We start from the raw sequence: 17,633 nt of genomic DNA on the forward strand, positions 1-17,633 counted from the left end.
GCCGGTCGGACCGGAAACTCCGCGGCGTGCGGCAGGATCACCCCATGGACGACTACCCGAACCACGACGCCGTGAGCCTGGCCGCTCTGGTCCGCGAAGGCCAGGTCACCCCGGCGGAGCTGCTCGAGGCGGCCCAGGACCGGCTGGCGCAGGTCAACCCGCGGCTCAACGCCGTCGTGCGCGAGGTGGACCCGCCCGCCGGCGCGTCGGACGGGCCCTTCGCCGGCGTTCCGTTCCTGATCAAGGACCTCCACCAGGACTTGGCCGGGACGCCCACCAGCGCCGGCTCGCGGTCGATGGCGGCGGTGCCCGCCGCCGAGACCAGCACCGTGGTCCAGCGCTGGCTCGATGCCGGGCTGGTCGTCTTCGGCAAGACCAACACCCCCGAATTCGGGGCCAAGGGCATCACCGAACCGGACCTGTTCGGCGCCGCCCGCAACCCCTGGAACACCGGCCACACGCCGGGTGGGTCCTCCGGTGGCGCGGCCGCCGCGGTCGCCGCCGGGATCGTGCCCTGCGCGGGTGCCAGCGACGGGGGTGGCTCCATCCGGATCCCGGCGTCGGCGTGCGGGCTGTTCGGGCTCAAGCCTTCACGCGGCCTGATCCCGGCCGGGCCGTCCCGCGCCGAAGGACTCGGCGGCACCGCCACCGACGGCGTGATTTCCCGCTCCGTCCGCGACACCGCGGCCATGCTCGACGTCCTCGCCGGCCCGACACCGCTTTCGCCCTACCTCGCCGCCGGTCCGCGGACGCCCTTCGCGGACGAGGCCGGGCGCAACCCGGGCCGGCTGCGCGTCGCGCTGTGCACCGCCAGCGCCATCAACCCGGCCCCGCACCCGGAAGCCGTCGCCGCCGCGCGTGCGGCCGGTGATCTGCTCGACGAACTCGGGCACGACGTGGTGGAGCTGGCCACGCAGCCGTTCGACGACGCCGCACTGGCCCGCGACTTCCTGACCAGCTGGTTCGTCAGCTGCGCGCACGCCATGGCCGAATGCCGGGCGGTGAGCGGAGCCGGTGACGCGGCCTTCGAACTCGACACCCGCACCATGGCCGCGCTGGGCCGGGCCACCAGCTCGGTCGACCTGGTGCGCGCCATCGAACGGCGCCACGAGCACACCCGGCGGCTCGCCGGGTTCCACGAGTCCTACGACCTCCTGCTGACCCCGACGACGGCCACACCGCCGCCGCGGATCGGCGCATTCACCGCCCCGGCGCCGCTGCGCGCGGCGCAGCGGGCCCTGCTCGCCGCCGGGGCGGCCGGGTTGCTGCGGCACACGCCGGTGGTGGAGCGGATGATTTCCGACAACCTCGGCTGGGTGCCCTACACGCAGCTGGCCAACCTCACCGGCCGCCCCGCGATGAGCGTCCCCCTGCACTGGACCGCGGACGGGCTCCCGATCGGCAGCCAGTTCGTCGGCCGGCTCGGCGCCGACGACACGCTGTTGCGGCTGGCGGGCCAGCTCGAACGGGCCCGGCCGTGGGCTGGGCGCCGACCGCCGCTGAATTAGCCGCGGATCGGCAACGCCGGCTGCCGCTTCGTCGCGAACCCGCCGACCATCCGGCACTTGCGCGCCGACGTCAGCCCGCCGGCTCCGGGAACGCACCCACTCCGCGTTCCACCAGGTCGAAGGCCTGGTCGACCACCGCCACCTGCTCCCGCCGGACCAGTTCCGCGTCGTCGCCCGCCACGATCCGGCCCATCGCGTGCGCGAACACCGTCGTGATCGCCGTCGTCAGCAAGCCCGCCACCATCCGGGACCGGAAGGCATCACCCGTCTCCGCGACGAGCACCGCAGCGAACGCGTCCGCGATCTCGCGCTCCTGCTCGTACCACCGCGCCATCAGCGCCGGGCTCGACGTAAGCACCCACCAGAACCCCGGGCCACCGGCGATCGCGCCCGAGAGCGGGTGCCCGGTGGAAAGCAGCTCGTGCTGGTGACGCCGCAGAGCTTCGCAAGGCGACACCCCCGCCGGCCGGGACCGCACCACCGAGGTCAGCTCCGCCAGGCGGTCCGCGTGGCGGTCGAGGAACAGATCTTCCTTGCGCGGGAAGTAGTTGAACACCGTCATCTTCGAGACGCCCGCCGCCTCGGCGATCTCGGCCACGGTCACCTCCTCGAATCCGCGCTCGACGAACAAGCCTGTGGCCACGTTGGAGATCAGCAGGCGGGTGGCCTGCTTCTTCCGCTCGCGCAGTCCCGGATCCGGCATGCCCCAACTATAGACCGGGATCAAAGTTTGACTCGGTAAAAGTTTCCCGGCATCATCGAAGCCATGAACAGGGATGTGGTGATCTCCGGGGGCGGACCGGTCGGCTTGATGCTGGCGTGTGAACTGCGGCTGGCGGGCGTGGACGTGCTCGTCGTCGAACGGCTGCCCGAGCCGGACCAGACGATCAAGGCCGGGTCGGTCAACCTGACCACGGCCGAAGCTTTCTACCGGCGGGGGCTGCTGCCCGCCATGGACGAAGTCGTGCAGCAGAACTTCGCGCAGATCCAGAAGTTCCTCGAATCACGCGGCGGAGGTGGGCCGAAGGCCGTTCCGGTGGGGCACTTCGCCGGGATCATGGTCACCTCGGGCGAGGTCGACTTCGCCGACCCGGCCTTCCGGGACGTCGGGCCCGCCGCCCGGGTGGTCGTGATCCAGCAGCAGGCCGTCGAGGCGATCCTCGCCGCGCGTGCCGCCGAACTGGGGGTCGAGATCCGGCGGGGTGTCGAGGTCACCGGGTTCGACGCCGGCGACGACGGCGTCACCGTGCACCTTTCCGACGGCGGACCCGTGCGCGCCGGCTGGCTCGTCGGAGCCGACGGTGGCCGCAGCTTCGTGCGCAAGCAGGCCGGCTTCGAGTTCCCCGGGACCGATCCCGCCATCACCGGACGGCAGGCGATGGCCGAACTCACCGGTGCCGACGCGCTGCCCGCGGGGTGGCAGCACGGCACCGGCGGGCTCTACGTCCACGGGCCGACGCCCGGGCGGATGCTCACCGTCGAGTTCGACGGGCCGCCCCCGGACCGGGACGCGCCGATCACCGCGCAGGAACTCGAAGACAGCTTCCGGCGCGTCTCCGGTGCGGACATCCGGGTGACGAAGGTCCACAGCGCGACCCGCTTCACCGACAACGCGCGCCAGGCGACCACCTACCGCCAGGGCCGCGTGCTGCTGGCCGGGGACGCGGCACACGTGCACTCCCCCTTCGGCGGGCAGGGCCTCAACCTCGGCATCGGCGACGCGGTCAACCTGGGCTGGAAGCTCGCCGCGACCATCCACGGCTGGGCCCCCGAGGGCCTGCTCGACACCTACACGTCCGAGCGGCACCCGATCGGCGAGTGGGTCCTCGAGTGGACCCGGGCGCAGGTCGCGCTGATGCGCAGCGACGTGCGGACCAAGGCGCTGCGCCAGGTCGTCACCGATCTGCTCTTCACCGGCGACGGCGCGACCTACCTCGCCAAGAAGCTCTCCGGCGTCCTGCACCGCTACGCGATCGACGGCGAGCACGACCTCACCGGCCGCGCCGCGCCCGACTTCGCCTTCGCCGACGGCACCCGGCTCGGCGAGCGCCTCCACGACGGCAAGGCCCTCCTGCTCGACCTCGGCGACGACGCCGGCCTGCGCGAGACGGCGAGCGGCTGGGCCGGGCGGGTCGGCGTGCTGACCGCGAAGTGCGACAGCGAGCCGGCGCTGACGGGCGTGCTGGTCCGGCCGGACGGGCACATCGCCTGGGCACGCGAGGACGGTTCGGCCGCCGGCCTCGACGCGGCGCTGCGCGGGTGGTTCGGCGCACCCGCCTGAGGCACGGACCGGGGCAGGATGGGCGGGTGATCGCACTCCACCCGCCCATCGAGCCCCACGACCACGGGCTGCTCGACGTCGGCGACGGGCACCACGTGTACTGGGAGACCTGCGGGAACCCCGACGGAAAACCGGCGGTCGTGCTGCACGGCGGCCCCGGCCAGGGCTGCTCGCCCGGCATGCGGCGGGTGTTCGACCCGGCCCGGTACCGCGTCGTGCTGCTCGACAAGCGCGGCTGCGGCCGGAGCCGTCCGCACGCGGCCGACCCCGCGACGTCACTGCGGCACAACACCACGAGCCACCTCGTCGCCGACCTCGAACGGCTGCGGGAGCACCTCGGCATCGAACGCTGGCTGGTGACGGGTGGCTCGTGGGGCACGACGCTCGCGCTGGTGTACGCCGAGCGCTTCCCGCACCGGGTGACGGAGATCGTGGTCAACGCGATCAGCACCACGCGCCGATCGGAGATCGACTGGCTGTACCGCGGCGCCGGCCGCTTCTTCCCCGAGGCGTGGCAACGCTTCCGCGACGTCGCCGGGGACGACGACGTCGTCGGCGCCTACGCCCGGCTGATGGCGGACCCGGACCGGCGGGACCGCGCCGCCCTCGCGTGGAACGCCTGGGAAGAAACGGTCCTGTCCCTCGAACCGGGCGCCGCGGCAGAGGTCCACAGTGGACCTCCGGACGACGCGCTGCTGGCGTTCGTCCGGCTCACCACGCACTACTACGCCCACGCCGGCTGGCTCGAGGAAGGCGCGGTGATCCGCGACGCCGGGCGCCTCGCGGGCATCCCCGGCGTGCTGATCCACGGCCGGCTCGACCTCAGCTGCCCGGTCACGACGGCGTGGGAGCTGGCCGAAGCGTGGCCGGGCGCCGAACTGCTCGTCGACGACCGCTCCGGGCATGGCCCCAGCGACGTCAAACGCGCGTGGAAGCTCGCGGCGCTGGACCGTTTCGCGCGCTGACCGGTCGCCTACCCCTCCGCCGCCAGCTGCACCGCGACGTCGATGATCATGTCCTCCTGCCCGCCCACCAACGCGAGCTCGCCGCACCGGCGCAAGATCGCCTGCGCCGGCACGCCGTAGCGTTCCGCCGCGCGCTCGGCGTGCAGCAGGAAGCTCGAATACACCCCGGCCCAGCCTTGGACGATCGCGTTGCGGTCCATCTTCGGCCAGCGGTGCAGGTACGGGCGGACCACCTCCTCGGCCGCGTCGAGCAGGGCGGCGACGTCGAGGCCCGTGTCGATCTCCAGGCGGTCGAACACCGCCGCCAGGACCTCCGTCGGCGAATTGCCCGCGCCCGCGCCGAGCGCGCACAGCGATCCGTCGATGTACCGGACGCCCGCTTCGTACGCCAGGACCGAGTTCGCGACGCCGAGGGAGAGGTTTTGGTGCCCGTGGTAGCCGACCCACGCCGTGTCGCCCACCTCGGCGACCAGGGCTTCGAAGCGGGCGCGGGCCTCGTGCATCAGCAGCGCGCCCGCCGAGTCCGTCACGTACGCCGCCTGGCAGCCCGCGTCCACCATGATCCGGGCCTGCTTGGCGAGGTCTTCCGGCGGCGTCCGGTGCGCCATCATCAGGAAGCCGGCCGTCTCCATCCCGAGTTCGCGCGCCAGCCCGAAGTGCTGCGGCGAGACGTCGGCTTCGGTGCAGTGCGTCGCCACCCGCACCATCTCCGCGCCCGCGTCGAAGGCGCGCCGGAGGTCCTCCGCCGTGCCGATGCCGGGCACGAGCAGCACGGCGATCTTCGCCCGCTTCGCCTCCTCGCGGGCCGCGGCGATCAGCTTGAGTTCGTCGACGGCGGAAAAGCCGTAGGTGAACGAGGAACCGCCGAGCCCGTCGCCGTGGGTCACCTCGATCACCTCGACACCGGCGCGGTCGAGCGCCCGGACCGTGTCCCCGACCTGCTGTTCGGTGAACCGGTGCGCCATCGCGTGACTGCCGTCGCGCAGTGTCGTATCGACGATCCGGACGTCGTGGCGCAGTTCCGGGCGAGTCATGCCGGCACCTCCTGCTTCGCGCGGGCCATCAGCTCGCCCACCCGGGCGGCCGCGGCGGTCATGATGTCCAGGTTCCCGGCGTACTCGGGCAGGTAGTCGCCGTTGCCGCGGACCTCGAGGAAGATGCCGACCCGCGCGTGCCCGTCCCACTCCTCGCGCGCGTCGTCGAACTGCGGGTCCGCCCGCAGCGTGTACCCCGGCACGTATTGGCGGACCTGCTCGGCCATCTCGTGGATCGACGCGGTGATCGCGTCGCGGTCGGCGTCGATGCCGATCGCGCAGAACACCGTGTCCCGCATGATCATCGGCGGCTCGACCGGGTTGAGGATGATGATCGCCTTGCCGCGCCCGGCGCCGCCGATCTCGGCCACCGCCTGCGACGTCGTGCGCGTGAACTCGTCGATGTTCGCCCGCGTCCCGGGGCCCGCTCCGCGCGAAGCGACCGAGGCGACGATCTCGGCGTACGGGACCGCGGTCACCCGGGAAACGGCGTGCACCATGGGGATCGTGGCCTGGCCGCCGCAGGTGATCATCGAGACGTTCGGCGCGTCCAGGTGCGCGCCGAGGTTCACCGGCGGGCACACCATCGGGCCGAGGTGCGCCGGGGTCAGGTCGATCGCCTGGATGCCGGCCTCGGCGTACCGCGGGGCGTTCGCGGCGTGCGCCTTCGCCGAGGTCGCTTCGAACACCAGCTGGGGCAAGGGATCCTGGCGCAGCAGCCAGTCGACGCCGTCCGCGGACGCCGCGATCCCCTGCGCGCGGGCGCGCTCGAGACCGTCCGACTCGACCACGCCGACCACGTAACCGACTTCGATCACTTCACTGCGTCGCAGCTTCGCCAGCAAATCGGTGCCGATGTTGCCGGGGCCGACGATCGCCGCCATCACGGGAGCCATGTCCCGACCGTCGCACCGCGGCCCCGGCCGACGACAGTCAGGCGTTCCGTTCACGGGAACGCCCGGTCCGGCGCCCGGCGGACGCCCCGAATCACCGCCGCGGCCAGCAGCGCGGCCACTCCCCCGCAGGTCATCACGGCCGGGACCGACACCGCGTCGACCACGAAGCCACCGGCCAGCGCGCCGGCGGAGATCGTCGCCTGGAAGGACGCGGTGAACAGGACGGTGGCGGCTTCGGGTGCGTCCGGCGCCGCGCGGGCGAACCAGGCCTGGGAGTAGACCGGCACCGCACCGTAGGCCACACCCCACGCCACGAGGGTCACGAGCGCGCCGATCGGCCCGGTGTGCGGCAGCGCGAAGACCGTCAGCGCGATGACGGCCGCCGCGAGCGCGAAGCCCTTTCCGTGCCGGCCCGCCAGGAAGGTGCCGGCGATCCCGGCCACCCCGTAGGCCAGCAGGTAGCCGCTGAGCACCGCCGGCCGGACGACGTGCCGCAGCAGCGGCGTGAGGTAGGTGTAGGTGCCGAAGTGGGCGAGGACCACGAGGAACGTCACCAGCAGTCCACTTCGGACATCGCGACGTCGCAGCAGTCCGCCCAAGACGGCCGGCCGGGTGACCTCCGACGGCGGCAGGGGCGGCATGAGGAGCACGAGGGCGGCGGCCGTCGCCAGGCTCAGGACACCCAGCAGGAGGAACGCCGTCCGCCAGCCCGCGAGCTGCCCGACGAGGGTGCCGAGCGGCACTCCCAGCACCGAACCGAGGGGCACGGCGGCGAAGATCACCGACGTCGCCCGCGCGGCGGCCGCCGTCCCGACGAGCCGGGGCGCCAGGCCGGCGCCGATCGACCAGAAGCCGCCGATGACGACGCCGACGAGGAACCGGCCGGCCAGCAGCACCCCGAACGCCGGCGCGGCGGCGGTGAGGAAGCCGGCGGCCGCGAGCAGCACCATGAGGCCGCTGAGCATCAGCCGCCGGTCGATCCGGCCGGCCGCGACGGTGACCACCGGCGCGGCGACGGCGGCGACGAAGCCGGGCACGGTCATGGTCCAGCCGGCGGTCCCGGCCGAGACGCCGAACCCGGCCGCGATCGGCGTCAACAGCCCGATCGGCAGGATTTCGAGGGTGACGATGGCGAAGATCCCGACGGTGACGGCGAAAACGGCGGCCCACCGCGGTGGTGAGGCGTTCATGCGGCCAGTGAACCGGCGGCGGATCGCGGGAGCTGGCAGCTTTGCGACAGCTTGCTCGCCGGGCCGGGTCATGGCGGGTTTCCGCCGGTTTGATCGACTCGCGATCGGGGAAATTCCGGGAAGCACCCGATCGAGGAGGTTTCGATGGCCGACCGGCGTTGGCACTTCATCCCCGCCACGGCTTCGCTGTGCTGGCTGTTCCTGGGCGTCGGGGCGGTTCTGCTCGTCTCGAGCATCCTCACCCTGACCGGCACCGAAGGCCGGGCGCCCGTCCCGGCGGTGATCGCGGCGGTGGCCGCGGTGGCCCTGATCGTGCTGTCCGCGGTCGGCCTGGCCCGCCCCAAGCTGCGCGGCCGCTGACCGGCCGGGTCCCGCGGCGGCGCCAGGACCCGGCCGGAACTCCTCACAGTTCCTGGTGATCCGCGTGCGCCACCCGGGCCTCCGGCACCGGACGGCCGTCACTCACCCGGAAATCGGTCACGTCGTCGAGGACGAACGTCGGCGTGCCCACCACCTGGTCCGCCCGGCAGTGGTGCACGTCGGCGTCGGTCACGTCCCGCAGGACGTAGGCCGGGCGGGTGTCCGGCTTGCCGAACCGCACGTCCACGTTGTCCCAGCTGATTTCCCGGGCGTGCCGGACGAAGAAGCCGGACGCCGGGAGGGTGCCGAACATCGACGGCTCGGGGTAGGCGGTTTCCAGCTCCGGCGGGTTCGGCACGGCGTCGCCCGGCGTGAGGCCGCCGGCCAGGTGGTGGCGGATGTTGCTCAGCTTGACGTCTTCGATCGGGTGGCCGGGGATCCCGGCGAAGCACGACGGGTAACGCGGGTCGGCGTCGATCGTCGTGACGTCGCTGATGCTCACCCGGCGCAGGAACCCGACCGGGATGCCGGCCGGCCCGCGCATCCGCGCGCCCAGCCGCAGGAACAGCGGCATCTGGACGTTGCGCATCGTCAGGTTGCTGATCGTGACGTCCTCCAGCCACCCGCCGTCGACCGTCTCCAGCGCCAGGCCGCGGCAGTGTTCGAAGACGACGTTGGAGATCGCGATGTTGCGGAAGCCACCGTTGGATTCGGTGCCGAACTTGACGCGGCCCGTGCGGCCGTACCCCGCGGTTTTGAACGTCCCGTCGACGAGGGTGCCGAGGTCGTAGCCGCTGACGAAGCAGTTATCGATGGTGACGTTTTCGGTGTCGCGCACCTGGTTCAGCGCGTAGGTGCTCTTGAGCACGATGGCGTCGTCGTTCGGGGAGTTCACCGTCGTGCCGGCGATCCGGACGTTCTTGCAGCAGTCGATGTTGATGCCGTCGCGGTTGGTGTCGATCACCAGGCCGTCGATGCGGAAGTTGTCGACGCCGGTCGGGAGGATGCCGAAGTGGCCGCCGTTGACGATGGTGATGTCGCGGATCGCGACGTTGCGGCACAGCTTGAGCGCGATCGCCTTGTTCCCGTTGAGCGGCGCGGATTCCGCGCTGCCGCCGGCGACCAGGCCTTTGCCGTCGATCCGGCCGGGGCCTTCGATGGTGACGTTCTCGAGGTTCTCGCCCCAGATCAGGCTGTTGTGCCAGTGGCTGTGCCCGAAGTCCTGGTAGGGGTTGCCCGCGCCCGGTTCGGCGGGGTCGTAGCCCCGGCCGCCGGCCGGCGCGGCGGCGAGGATCGTCGCGTTGGCACCCAGGTACAGCGCGATGTTGCTCTTGAGGTGGATCGAATAGCTCGCGTACGTCCCGGCCGGGAAGTAGACGGTGCCGCCGCGGGTCGCGGCGGCGTCGATCGCCCGGTTGATCGCGGCGGTGTCGATGGTGCGCCCGTCGCCCTTCGCGCCGAACTTCGTGACGTCGAAGAAGCTCCCCGGCGGACCCCCCAGTTCTTCGGCCGCGGCCGGTGGAGATCCGACCGCTGGCAGGGCAGCACCCGCGGCGCCCGCGGCTCCCCAGGTGACGGCACGGCGGCGGCTCAACGCTCTTCCCACGAAAACTCCCTCAACTCGCCATGGCAAAAGCACACCAAGGTGCTTCCGACGGCGGATCGGGATGCGTCGTTCAGCTAAGAGCAATTGATCGGATGAGTCAAGCTCGTCCCCGCCCGCGGGCGGGGACGAGCCCGATCTTCAGTCCAGCACCTCGCGGACGGTGCCCGCGGCGACCGTCAGCCGGCCCTCGCGCATGGCGAACCCGAGGCCCGGGCTCATCGCGACCGGCTGCCCCAGCTCCACGGTCAGCTCCGCCGCATCGCCCGGGCGGACGACCGTGACACCTTCGGCGAGGGCGACCACCCCGACGACATCGCTGGTGCGGAAGTGGAACTGCGGCCGGTAGTTCGCCGCGAACGGCGTCCGCCTGCCACCCTCGGCGGCCGACAGGACGTGGACGTCCGCGCGGAACCGCCGGTGCGGCCGGACGCTGCCCGGCAGGCAGACGACCTGGCCGCGCCGGACCTCGCCGCGCTTCACCCCGCGCAGCAGCACCGCGGCGTTGTCGCCGGCCTCGGCGCGGTCCATCGGCTTGCCGAAGGTCTCGAGCCCGGTGGCCACGCTGGTCACCGCCGGGCCGAGCCCGATCACCTCGACCGCGTCGCCGACGGCGAGGGTGCCCTGCTCCACCGCACCGGTCACGACGGTGCCGCGGCCGGTGATGGTGAGGACGTTCTCGATCGGCATCAGGAACGGCAGGTCGAGCCGCCGCGGCGGGATCGGCACGTGCGCGTCGACGGCCTCCAGGAGGTCGAGGATCCGCCGCGTCCACCGCGGGTCGCCCTCGAGCGCGCGCAGCCCGGAGACCCGGACCACGGGCACGGCGTCGCCGTCGAACCCGTAGCGGGTCAGCAGCTCCCGCACCTCGAGCTCGACCAGGTCGAGCAGTTCCTCGTCGTCGGCGACGTCGGCCTTGTTGAGCGCCACGACGAGGTGCTCGACCCCGATCCGGCGCGCCAGGACGACGTGCTCGCGGGTCTGCGGCATCGCGCCGTCCTGCGCCGAAACCACGAGCACGGCGCCGTCCAGCTGAGCCGCACCGGTGATCATGTTCTTGACGTAGTCGGCGTGGCCCGGCATGTCGACGTGCGCGTAGTGCCGCGTCGGCGTCTCGTACTCGACGTGCGCGATGTTGATGGTGATCCCGCGCTCGATCTCCTCGGGCGCGCGGTCGATGCGGTCGAAGGCGACGTAGCTGGCCCCGCCCTGTTCGGCGAGCACCTTGGTGATGGCGGCGGTGAGGGTGGTCTGGCCGTGGTCGACGTGCCCCATCGTGCCGATGTTCAGGTGCGGCTTGGTCCGCACGTAGTGGTGCTTGGTCATGGGTTTTCCCTGCGCTGGAAGGAAGAATGCGCGAAACCGGGCGGAGCGCGTCGACCCTCCCCCGGCGGTTTCGCGCCCAGGGCGGGGGAAATCGGGGAAGGGTCAGCTTCGAGCGCCGGTCAGCCGTGCCGACAGGGCGCTCGGCAGGGACAGGCCTGCGAGCGTCGCGCTATCGGACACGGGGAACATGACGGGAAGGGTGACACGGCCTTCGCGGCCGTGTCACCCCGTTTTCCGGGAAATCAGTCCTGGTAGCCGACGGTGAACCGGCGCTCGTCGAGGGTTTCGTGGAGCAGGTCGTCGCGGTCGGGGCTCGTCTACGGCGACCCGGTCCCGGCTACCAGCCCCCCGAAGGCGGCGCAGCGCCCGAGGCCGCGCACCGTGTGTGCGCGGGCCTGACCGAGCTGGCCGCGGGGGCGTGGCCGCAGGCGAAGGACCGCTACACCGACGACAGCTTCGAGTGGGCCGACTTCGACGAAAAGCTGGTGCGGGAGGTCCAGGCCGAGTTCCCGGGACTGCCACCGGCCACGGTTGCGCTCGCCCTCCGGATCTGGGGCCACCTGCACGGGCCGGTCTCCTTCGAGGTGCTCGGCCACCTGCGCGCCCAGACCACCAACCCGGCCAAGCTGTACCACAACGAGATCGCACGGCTGATCTCGTCGCTCGGGCTCATCCCGCCGAACGGGGGCGCATGATCAACGCCGCAACGTGGTACACGCACGGCTTTCCGGCACGGTTCGCGTAGGAATGCCCGACGTCGGCGGGAAAGTACACCGAATCACCCGCCGCCAGGACGTACTCCTCTTCGCCGACCCCCAGGCACAGCTCGCCCGACTCGACGGCGACGAACTCGTGGGAACCCGGGGCGTACGCCGGGAAAGCACCCGCGTCGCAGCCCGGCGGGAGGGTGGTGCGGATCCACTCGAAGTTGACGCCGGGGACCACCGGGGTCAGCACCGTGCGGTGCCAGCCGCCGGGTTCGGTGACGTGGTCCTGCTCCGCCGCGCGGCGGACGATGACGCGGCCGGTTTCGAGGTCGGCGAGCAGCCGGGACAGGGACAGCCCGAGGCCGTCGGCGATCCGGGACAGCACCACGACCGTCGGCGTCTTCTCGCCGCGCTCGATGGCCGACAGCATGCTGACGCTGACGCCCGCCTGGCCGGCCAGGGCACTCAGCGCCAGTCCGCGGGCCGCCCGCAGGTCGTGCAGGTGGCGGCCGAGTGACACCGGATCGATCATTCCTCTATAATAGCGGCTATGTCCACTATAGCGGAAGCAACGGCGGCCGACGCCGAAGGTGTCGCCGCCGTCTTCGCGCCGTACGTCACCGATTCCGTCGTCACGTTCGAAACCACACCGCCGACCGCGGAGCAGTGGCGCGCGAAGATCCGCGAAAGCGCGTGGCCCTTCCTCGTGCTCGCCGAGGCGGGCGAGGTCCTCGGCTACGCGCTGGCCGCGCCGTGGCGCCCGAAGCCGGCGTACCGGTACTCGGTGGAGACGACGATCTACCTCGCGCCGCGGGCCGCCGGCCGGGGCCACGGCCGGCGGCTGCTCGACGAACTGCTGAAGCGGTGCGAAGACGCCGGGGCCCGGCAGGCGATCGCGGTCATCGTCGACTCCGGCAACCCGGCGTCGCGGAGCCTGCACCGCGCGGCCGGCTTCACCGACGCGGGCGTGCTGCGCCGCGTCGGCTTCAAGCACGACCGCTGGCTCGACACCCTGCTGATGCAGCGCGAACTGGGCTAACGCGACTTCGCCCGCAGATGCAGCCGCTCCCCCTGCTTGCCGAACAGGCTGAGGATCTCCGCCGGGCGGCCGCCGACCGCGCCGAACCAGTGCGGGAGGCGGGTGTCGAACTCCGCCGCCTCGCCAGGGCCCAGCGTCATGTCACGGTCGGCCAGGATCAGGCGCAGCCGGCCCGACAGCACGTACAGCCACTCGTACCCCTCGTGGACCTGGGGATCGGGTTCGCCCGTCTCCGGCTCCAGGATCATCTTGAACGCCTGCGGCGCGCCCGGCTGCCGGGTCAGCGGCAGCACCGTCATCGCCGCGCCGTTGTGCCGCGGGATGCGGCGTGCGGTCAGGCGGACCCGGGGGTCGCCGACCTCCGGTGCGCCCACCAGTTCGTCCAGCGGCACCTGGTGGGCCTGGGCGATCGGCAGCAGCAGTTCCAGGCTCGGCTTGCGCTGGCCGGACTCCAGCCGCGACAGCGTGCTCTTGGATATGCCCGTCGCCGCCGACAGGTCGGCCAGGGTGACCCGCCGCTGCGTGCGGACCCGCTTGAGCCGGGGGCCGACCTCGGCCAGGGCCTGGGTGATCGCGTCCGTCATGCTCCCAGGAAACCCGCCCGTCCCGGAAATGGCAACATTAGTTGTCGGATTCGCCACCACGGGTTCATCGTGGCGGCATGAGTGAAAACAACAGCTTCGACGTACTGGTGGTGGGTGGCGGCGCCGCGGGACTCAGCGCCGCCCTGATGCTCGGCCGGGCGCGGCGGCGCGTCGCGGTCGTCGACTCCGGTGCCCCGCGCAACGCGCCGGCGGAGCACATGCACGGTTTCCTCTCCCGCGACGGGCTGCCGCCGTCCGAACTGCTCCGGATCGGCCGCGAAGAACTCCGCGGCTACGGCGTGGAGCTTTTCGAAGACCGCGTGACCCGCCTCGACCACGGCTTCGCCGCCCGCCTGGCCGGCGGCCGGCAGCTGACCGCGCGGCGTGTGCTGTTCGCGACCGGCATCCACGACGACCTGCCGGATGTCCCGGGCCTGCGGGAGAGCTGGGGCACCGACGCGGTGACCTGCCCCTACTGCCACGGCTACGAAGTGCGCGACCAGCCCCTCGGTGTCCTGGGCACCCAGCCCGAGAGCGTCGAGCACGCGCTGCTCGTCCGCCAGTGGTCGCCGGACGTCGTGTACTTCGCGCACACCACGGAAGTGTCCGAAGAGGACCGGGAACGGCTCGACGCGCGCGGCGTCCGCGTCGTCGACGGCGTGGTGACCGCTGTCCGGCGCGAACGCGGCCGCCTCACCGGCGTCGAGCTCGGGGCCCGGTTCGTGCCGCGGACGGCACTGTTCCTGCGCAGCCGGACCGTCCCGCACGACCAGCTGCTGCGCGAGCTCGGCTACGCCGAAGGCGAGGTCGACCCGTCCGGGAAGACCAGCGTGCCCGGCGTGTGGGCCGCCGGGAACGTCGTCGACGCGCGGGCGACCGTGATCGTCGCCGCGGCCCAGGGCGCGGCCGCCGCCGCGGCGCTGAACCACGACCTGGTCACCGAGGACGTCCGGCGGGCGGTCGACGCGCTCGGCGGCTTCTCCCCCGCCGCGGAACGCGCGGCCGCCGGCGCGCGCTGACGTCCTGGCTTCCGGCGGCCCGGCGTGCCAGGCTCGGCGGATGCGTCCGACGCTGTACGAATTCGCCGGCGGCGAACCCGCGTTCCGCGCGCTGGCCGCCGCCCACCACGAGCGCTGCCTGGCCGACCCGGAGCTGAACCACCCGTTCTCGCACCCCGGGCAGCACCCGCAGCACGTCGACCGGCTGGCCTGGTACTGGGCCGAGGTCATGGGCGGGCCGCCGCGGTTCTCCGCGGAGTGCAGCGACCACTCGGCGATGCTCCGGATGCACGCCGGCAACGGCGACATGAGCGACCTCGGGCGCCGGTTCGTGGCCTGCTTCGTCCAGGCCGCCGACGACGCCGGCCTGCCCGCCGATCCGGAGTTCCGCGCCGCCCTGCGGTCCTACATGGAGTGGGCGGTGGCCGAAGTCCTGACCTACCCGGGCCCGCCCGGCGAGGTACCCGCCGGGCTCGCCGTGCCGCGCTGGTCCTGGAACGGGCTGCAGCCGGTGTAACGACCGGGGCGGCCCCCGCGTCTTGCAGGCGACGACAGGCTGTGGAGGTCCGTCGCCAGAGCCGGTCCGGACGGGTTCCCCCCACCCGCCCGGACCGGTTCGCCCACGACGTCCGATCTCCGCGAGCGCCGTCGCGGCGGGCCGGGCCAGACTGTGGCATGCTCCTCGACCGCTTCCTCCTCGCCTCCCGGGGTTTCGAGCACCACCTCCGGACCGTGCCGCCGGACGGCTGGGACGCGCCGACGCCGTGCACCGAATGGGACGTGCGGGCGCTGGTCAACCACATGACCCGCGGCAACCTCAACTACGTCGGTCTCCTGCGCGGAGCGACCCGGGAAGAGTTCCTGGCGCTGCGGGACGCCGACGCGCTCGGCGGCGATCCCGTCGCCGCGTTCACCGGCTCGGTCCACGCCTGCGCGGCCGCGTTCGCCGAGGAAAGCGCGCTGGACCGGGTCGTCGACTACCCCCTGGGCAAGCTCACCGGACGGCGGGCGCTGGCCGTGCGCACGACGGACAGCACCGTGCACACCTGGGACCTCGCCCGCGCCCTCGGCGCCGACGAGACCCTCGACCCGGGCCTGGTCGCGTGGATCGACGAGGACTACGACGCCATTTTCGAAGGCCTGGCCCTGGGACCGCGGTTCTTCGCCGGGCCGCCGCCCGCGGCGCCCGGCGCGTCCCGCCAGGACCGGCTGCTCACCCGGTTCGGCCGCGATCCTCGCCCAGCCGGCTGACCAGCTCGGTCAGCGCGGGCCCGAGCGGCCGGTCGACCCGCACCGAGGCGTAGCGGTCACCGCGGGTCTCGCCGCGGTTGACGATCACGACCGGCTTGCCGGCGTTCGCCGCGTGGCGGACGAACCGGAGCCCGGACATCACGGTCAGGGACGAGCCGAGGACCAGCAGGGTCTCGGAATCGTCGACCAGCCGGTAACACTGCTCGACCCGCGGCCGCGGAACGTTCTCGCCGAAGAACACGACGTCCGGTTTGAGGACACCCGCGCAGGCCGCGCACGGGACCGTCCGGAAGCCGCGCACGACGTCGGCGGGCAGCTCGACGTCGCCGTCGGGGTTGATCCGGGTGGCCGCGCCGGTGAAGCCGGGGTTGGCGGCCCGCAGCCGCCGGTCGAGCTCCGCGCGCGGGCTGGTGCGGCGGCAGTCCAGGCAGACGACGCGGTCCAGGCTGCCGTGCAGCTCGACGGCGTCGACGGTGCCGGCCGCCTGGTGCAGGCCGTCGACGTTCTGGGTGATGACGCCGGAGACGTAGCCGCCGTCGCGCAGGGTGGTGACGGCGCGGTGGCCGTCGTTGGGGTCGGCGCGGGCGATCGTGCGCCAGCCGAGGTGGCTGCGCGCCCAGTACCGCTGCCGCCCTTCGGGGCTGGTCACGAACTCGTCGTAGGTCATCGGCGTGTGCCGGCGCAGGCTGCCGCTTTCCCCGCGGTAGTCGGGGATCCCGGATTCGGTGGACAGCCCGGCCCCGCTGAGCACGGCGACGCGCCCACGCGCGACGACGCCGATCAGCTCGTCGAGGCTGGACGTCCGCGGCAGCGGCGCGTCCGCCGACGTCCAGGAGAGGGTGGGCCGGGTCCGCACCAGGCCAGCGTACGGGGAGCGGGCGGGATCTTCACGAACCGGTGATCGGCGTGCGGACCCGGCCGCCGTGCGCCGCAATCGGGCGGCACGGGCGCGACACTCAGCCGACCGGCCCGTCCCAGACCGAGTCCGCGTCCGTAAAGGACTTCAGCAGCGTGGTCAACCGGGGATCCCCGCGGCCGTTCAGCTGGTCGGAGGCGATGCGGCGGGCGACTCCGGCCAGGAAGTCGGCGATCTGGACCCGGGCGTCGGAGCGGGAGTCGACGAAGCGCACGTCCGCCAAGCGGGGGCCGAGGGTGGCCTTGAGCTGCAGCACGCGCTCGGCGGTGAGGGCCAGCTGCTCGTCGTGGATCACCGCGACCGGGGTGTCGCCGGTGCTCCAGTGCCGGACCGTGTGGATCACCGCGGGCACCAGCGGATCCAGCACCGGCACCAAGCTCGGGTCGCTCGCCAGCCGGGCCCGGTAGGCGGCCACCCGCTCGCCGCCACCGCGGAACAGGCCGACGATCTCGCCTGCTTCACCCGGGACGGCGGCGAGTTCGTCCACCAGCGCGAAGAACTCCCGCGGCGACGTCGTCACGCCGCGCCGGGGCTTCAGCCGCAGCACGCTGGTGAACGCGGTCAAGGCGAACTGCCAGCGGGCGGCGCCGAAGGCCGCCGGGCCCGTGCGGTGGAGGGTGCGGGCCATCGCGTCCGTGCCGTCCTCGGCCAGCAGGCCGACCGCGGCCCGCACGGCGAAGAACGCCTTGTCGGTCAGGTGGACGTGCCCGCGGCCGGCGAGCGGGCCGTCCGGGGCGAGCAGCCACTCGAGCACCGCGCGGTGCTTGGCGCGGAGCAGGTGGTTCGCCTTGTACTCCTCCGCGGGCGAGCCGATGCGGGCACGGATCTCCCGGATGCAGGCGGCCGCCTCGGCCGGCGTCAGCCGCACGCCGGCGTGGGCGAAGACGTCCGTCTCGCCGCCGAGGAGGTTCTCGCCCTCGGAGCCCGACTCGTCGCAGGCGATCTCGACCGGGCGCACCGGCCCGATGATGCCAG

Annotated in this window: 19 protein-coding genes; 9 read left to right on the forward strand and 10 right to left on the reverse strand. The window is 72.9% G+C overall.

Annotation, left to right across the window (positions count from 1 at the left end; translation table 11 throughout):
- Positions 1-44 precede the first annotated feature (44 nt).
- On the forward strand, positions 45-1,508 hold the full coding sequence (locus tag ACFVYA_RS36550; protein ID WP_387051658.1) for an amidase: 1,464 nt from the start codon (positions 45-47) through the stop codon (positions 1,506-1,508).
- A 70-nt stretch (positions 1,509-1,578) separates the two neighbouring features.
- Here the strand turns inward: ACFVYA_RS36550 and ACFVYA_RS36555 are convergent, their stop codons facing one another.
- Positions 1,579-2,211 carry a TetR/AcrR family transcriptional regulator gene (locus ACFVYA_RS36555; RefSeq protein ID WP_387051600.1) on the reverse strand — a complete coding sequence of 211 codons (633 nt, stop codon included), beginning with the start codon at positions 2,209-2,211 and terminating at the stop codon, positions 1,579-1,581.
- A 63-nt stretch (positions 2,212-2,274) separates the two neighbouring features.
- On the opposite strand from ACFVYA_RS36555, the gene ACFVYA_RS36560 reads away from it, so the two are divergent.
- Together ACFVYA_RS36560 and pip are read left to right on the forward strand one after the other, a co-directional pair.
- The gene (locus ACFVYA_RS36560) at positions 2,275-3,789 is read left to right on the forward strand and encodes an FAD-dependent monooxygenase (RefSeq protein WP_387051602.1); all 1,515 of its coding nucleotides are present in this window, start codon (positions 2,275-2,277) and stop codon (positions 3,787-3,789) included.
- Between the two features lie 26 nt (positions 3,790-3,815).
- Positions 3,816-4,754: a prolyl aminopeptidase gene (gene pip, locus ACFVYA_RS36565; protein WP_387051604.1), complete on the forward strand. Its 939-nt coding sequence runs from the start codon at positions 3,816-3,818 to the stop codon at positions 4,752-4,754.
- A gap of 8 nt (positions 4,755-4,762) precedes the next feature.
- Here pip and dmpG read toward each other — a convergent pair whose 3' ends face one another.
- The 3 genes from dmpG to ACFVYA_RS36580 are packed head-to-tail and all read right to left on the reverse strand — an operon-like array spanning position 4,763 to position 7,874.
- Positions 4,763-5,788 carry a 4-hydroxy-2-oxovalerate aldolase gene (gene dmpG / locus ACFVYA_RS36570; RefSeq protein ID WP_387051605.1) on the reverse strand — a complete coding sequence of 342 codons (1,026 nt, stop codon included), beginning with the start codon at positions 5,786-5,788 and terminating at the stop codon, positions 4,763-4,765.
- A complete protein-coding gene (locus ACFVYA_RS36575; RefSeq protein ID WP_387051607.1) occupies positions 5,785-6,684 on the reverse strand; it encodes an acetaldehyde dehydrogenase (acetylating) in 900 nt (299 codons plus the stop codon). The genes dmpG and ACFVYA_RS36575 overlap by 4 nt, the downstream gene beginning before the upstream one ends.
- A gap of 50 nt (positions 6,685-6,734) precedes the next feature.
- Positions 6,735-7,874 (reverse strand): MFS transporter, encoded by a 1,140-nt coding sequence (locus ACFVYA_RS36580; protein WP_387051609.1) that lies wholly within the window; start codon positions 7,872-7,874, stop codon positions 6,735-6,737.
- A 144-nt stretch (positions 7,875-8,018) separates the two neighbouring features.
- Here ACFVYA_RS36580 and ACFVYA_RS36585 point away from each other — a divergent pair, with 144 nt between their 5' ends.
- On the forward strand, positions 8,019-8,234 hold the full coding sequence (locus ACFVYA_RS36585; RefSeq protein WP_285991293.1) for a hypothetical protein: 216 nt from the start codon (positions 8,019-8,021) through the stop codon (positions 8,232-8,234).
- Between the two features lie 43 nt (positions 8,235-8,277).
- On the opposite strand, the gene ACFVYA_RS36590 is transcribed toward ACFVYA_RS36585, so the two are convergent.
- A complete protein-coding gene (locus tag ACFVYA_RS36590; RefSeq protein ID WP_387051660.1) occupies positions 8,278-9,735 on the reverse strand; it encodes a glycoside hydrolase family 28 protein in 1,458 nt (485 codons plus the stop codon).
- A gap of 243 nt (positions 9,736-9,978) precedes the next feature.
- Entirely contained in the window at positions 9,979-11,163 is a 1,185-nt protein-coding gene (tuf, locus tag ACFVYA_RS36595) for an elongation factor Tu (protein WP_387051612.1), read from the reverse strand.
- 287 nt (positions 11,164-11,450) lie between these two features.
- Here tuf and ACFVYA_RS36600 point away from each other — a divergent pair, with 287 nt between their 5' ends.
- Positions 11,451-11,858 carry a WHG domain-containing protein gene (locus ACFVYA_RS36600; protein WP_387051614.1) on the forward strand — a complete coding sequence of 136 codons (408 nt, stop codon included), beginning with the start codon at positions 11,451-11,453 and terminating at the stop codon, positions 11,856-11,858.
- Here ACFVYA_RS36600 and ACFVYA_RS36605 read toward each other — a convergent pair.
- On the reverse strand, positions 11,833-12,402 hold the full coding sequence (locus ACFVYA_RS36605; protein WP_387051616.1) for a helix-turn-helix domain-containing protein: 570 nt from the start codon (positions 12,400-12,402) through the stop codon (positions 11,833-11,835). The two genes, ACFVYA_RS36600 and ACFVYA_RS36605, sit on opposite strands and share 26 nt — an antisense overlap.
- Positions 12,403-12,420: 18 nt before the next feature.
- On the opposite strand from ACFVYA_RS36605, the gene ACFVYA_RS36610 reads away from it, so the two are divergent.
- Positions 12,421-12,909, forward strand: coding sequence for a GNAT family N-acetyltransferase (locus tag ACFVYA_RS36610; protein WP_285991289.1), 489 nt, complete (start codon positions 12,421-12,423; stop codon positions 12,907-12,909).
- Here ACFVYA_RS36610 and ACFVYA_RS36615 read toward each other — a convergent pair.
- Positions 12,906-13,493: a helix-turn-helix domain-containing protein gene (locus ACFVYA_RS36615; RefSeq protein WP_093949400.1), complete on the reverse strand. Its 588-nt coding sequence runs from the start codon at positions 13,491-13,493 to the stop codon at positions 12,906-12,908. The genes ACFVYA_RS36610 and ACFVYA_RS36615 overlap by 4 nt on opposite strands.
- Before the next feature lie 77 nt (positions 13,494-13,570).
- Here ACFVYA_RS36615 and ACFVYA_RS36620 point away from each other — a divergent pair, with 77 nt between their 5' ends.
- The 3 genes from ACFVYA_RS36620 to ACFVYA_RS36630 all read left to right on the forward strand — a co-directional run bounded on the left by ACFVYA_RS36620 (position 13,571) and on the right by ACFVYA_RS36630 (position 15,742).
- On the forward strand, positions 13,571-14,512 hold the full coding sequence (locus tag ACFVYA_RS36620) for an NAD(P)/FAD-dependent oxidoreductase (protein WP_387051617.1): 942 nt from the start codon (positions 13,571-13,573) through the stop codon (positions 14,510-14,512).
- Between the two features lie 40 nt (positions 14,513-14,552).
- Complete coding sequence (locus tag ACFVYA_RS36625; RefSeq protein ID WP_285991287.1) at positions 14,553-15,008, forward strand: group II truncated hemoglobin; 456 nt, start codon at positions 14,553-14,555, stop codon at positions 15,006-15,008.
- A 158-nt stretch (positions 15,009-15,166) separates the two neighbouring features.
- Complete coding sequence (locus ACFVYA_RS36630) at positions 15,167-15,742, forward strand: TIGR03086 family metal-binding protein (RefSeq protein ID WP_387051619.1); 576 nt, start codon at positions 15,167-15,169, stop codon at positions 15,740-15,742.
- Here ACFVYA_RS36630 and ACFVYA_RS36635 read toward each other — a convergent pair.
- Both ACFVYA_RS36635 and ACFVYA_RS36640 read right to left on the reverse strand, forming a co-directional pair.
- Positions 15,705-16,598 (reverse strand): NAD-dependent protein deacetylase, encoded by an 894-nt coding sequence (locus ACFVYA_RS36635; RefSeq protein WP_387051621.1) that lies wholly within the window; start codon positions 16,596-16,598, stop codon positions 15,705-15,707. The genes ACFVYA_RS36630 and ACFVYA_RS36635 overlap by 38 nt on opposite strands.
- A gap of 100 nt (positions 16,599-16,698) precedes the next feature.
- Complete coding sequence (locus tag ACFVYA_RS36640; RefSeq protein WP_285991284.1) at positions 16,699-17,616, reverse strand: DUF3800 domain-containing protein; 918 nt, start codon at positions 17,614-17,616, stop codon at positions 16,699-16,701.
- Between the last annotated feature and the right edge of the window lie 17 nt (positions 17,617-17,633).

Origin of the sequence: Amycolatopsis sp. NPDC058278, from assembly GCF_042881395.1 — a bacterium.
Classification (GTDB): Bacteria; Actinomycetota; Actinomycetes; order Mycobacteriales; family Pseudonocardiaceae; genus Amycolatopsis.

Excerpts from the sequence above, each read along its gene's own strand:
- ACFVYA_RS36560 (WP_387051602.1), top strand. The coding sequence starts at position 2,275 with ATGAACAGGGATGTGGTGATCTCCGGGGGCGGACCGGTCGGCTTGATG.
- ACFVYA_RS36615 (WP_093949400.1), bottom strand. The coding sequence starts at position 13,493 with ATGACGGACGCGATCACCCAGGCCCTGGCCGAGGTCGGCCCCCGGCTC.
- ACFVYA_RS36550 (WP_387051658.1), top strand. The coding sequence starts at position 45 with ATGGACGACTACCCGAACCACGACGCCGTGAGCCTGGCCGCTCTGGTC.
- ACFVYA_RS36630 (WP_387051619.1), top strand. The coding sequence starts at position 15,167 with ATGCTCCTCGACCGCTTCCTCCTCGCCTCCCGGGGTTTCGAGCACCAC.
- ACFVYA_RS36610 (WP_285991289.1), top strand. The coding sequence starts at position 12,421 with ATGTCCACTATAGCGGAAGCAACGGCGGCCGACGCCGAAGGTGTCGCC.
- ACFVYA_RS36575 (WP_387051607.1), bottom strand. The coding sequence starts at position 6,684 with ATGGCTCCCGTGATGGCGGCGATCGTCGGCCCCGGCAACATCGGCACC.
- ACFVYA_RS36555 (WP_387051600.1), bottom strand. The coding sequence starts at position 2,211 with ATGCCGGATCCGGGACTGCGCGAGCGGAAGAAGCAGGCCACCCGCCTG.
- ACFVYA_RS36605 (WP_387051616.1), bottom strand. The coding sequence starts at position 12,402 with ATGATCGATCCGGTGTCACTCGGCCGCCACCTGCACGACCTGCGGGCG.
- ACFVYA_RS36580 (WP_387051609.1), bottom strand. The coding sequence starts at position 7,874 with ATGAACGCCTCACCACCGCGGTGGGCCGCCGTTTTCGCCGTCACCGTC.
- ACFVYA_RS36585 (WP_285991293.1), top strand. The coding sequence starts at position 8,019 with ATGGCCGACCGGCGTTGGCACTTCATCCCCGCCACGGCTTCGCTGTGC.
- tuf (WP_387051612.1), bottom strand. The coding sequence starts at position 11,163 with ATGACCAAGCACCACTACGTGCGGACCAAGCCGCACCTGAACATCGGC.
- dmpG (WP_387051605.1), bottom strand. The coding sequence starts at position 5,788 with ATGACTCGCCCGGAACTGCGCCACGACGTCCGGATCGTCGATACGACA.
- ACFVYA_RS36620 (WP_387051617.1), top strand. The coding sequence starts at position 13,571 with ATGAGTGAAAACAACAGCTTCGACGTACTGGTGGTGGGTGGCGGCGCC.
- ACFVYA_RS36625 (WP_285991287.1), top strand. The coding sequence starts at position 14,553 with ATGCGTCCGACGCTGTACGAATTCGCCGGCGGCGAACCCGCGTTCCGC.